Annotated in this window: 2 protein-coding genes and 1 pseudogene; all 3 read left to right on the top strand. The window is 39.9% G+C overall.

Annotation, left to right across the window (positions count from 1 at the left end):
* A pseudogene (locus ACFIM1_RS09290) lies at nucleotides 1-287 on the top strand (hypothetical protein); the annotation flags it as partial.
* A gap of 127 nt (nucleotides 288-414) precedes the next feature.
* Nucleotides 415-891 (top strand): crossover junction endodeoxyribonuclease RuvC, encoded by a 477-nt coding sequence (locus tag ACFIM1_RS09295; RefSeq protein WP_375679549.1) that lies wholly within the window; start codon nucleotides 415-417, stop codon nucleotides 889-891.
* A 4-nt stretch (nucleotides 892-895) separates the two neighbouring features.
* Nucleotides 896-1036: DUF1376 domain-containing protein (locus tag ACFIM1_RS09300; protein ID WP_375694688.1), on the top strand; the 141-nt coding region annotated here is incomplete at its 3' end.

The following is a 1036-nucleotide window of genomic DNA, read 5'->3' on the forward strand; positions in this document are numbered from 1 at the left end:
TCTATATACTGCAAAATATTTTTGCGCGTGATGATAGAAATTATTTTCCGTTATTGCCATACGATGATTTTAATCAATGGTTTTCATCTGCCTTTACGCAAGCTTTTACAACTTGGTTTGATAATTATTTTTCTCAAGATTTGTCATCTTTTCATCGCCTAAATGAGCTACTTTTGTTTACAGCTTTAGTCGAAAGTAATCTTGGCTTCTTAAGGGATGACCTCATCAAAAAAAGAGAAGAAGAAATCAAATTAATAAATGATGCGTGTAGTGTGCGTCTGAATTGAGTTAATCCACTTTTTTAAAGTCTATGAGGTCGGTTTGTGTTGTTACAGTCATTTTTTCAAGACAAGCAGTCACAACACGCTCTGTCATAGCACGCATATAAATACGTAGAGCCTTAAGGGGGGGATTATGATCACTAATGCACAAACCATTCTCTGTCTTGATCTAGGCACTAAGACTGGCTGGGCGCTTCGTGATGCAGATGGTTTTATCACAAGTGATACAGAACATTTTCAATCACGCCGTTTTGAAGGCGGTGGCATGCGTTACTTGCGCTTTAAGAAATGGCTTTCTGAACTAAAGAGGTCTGTTGATGAAATTGATGCAGTGTATTTTGAAGAGGTCCGCCGGCATGTGGGTACAGACGCTTCTCATGTTTATGGGGGCTTTCTAGCAACATTAACGGCGTGGTGTGAACATCATCAGATACCGTATGAAGGCATTCCCGTTGGTACCATTAAGAAAGCAATGACAGGCAAAGGAAATGCCTCAAAAGCAGAAATGATTAAGGCAATGCGTGCAAAAGGTCACGCGCCTTGTGACGACAACGAAGCAGATGCTTTGGCAATTTTATATTTAATGAAAGAAGGGGATGCGCATGTCTAATGGTATGCCATGGATAAGATTCCATTTGTATGACTGGATAAGTGGTACAGATGGAATGACGTTAGAGCAAAGGGGCGCTTATATGACGCTTCTCGTTCGCATGTACGATAAAAAAGCACCAATTAAAGAAGATTTTGAAACGCTT

The organism is Bartonella sp. AC158YNML (genome assembly GCF_042196725.1).
Classification (GTDB): Bacteria; Pseudomonadota; Alphaproteobacteria; order Rhizobiales; family Rhizobiaceae; genus Bartonella.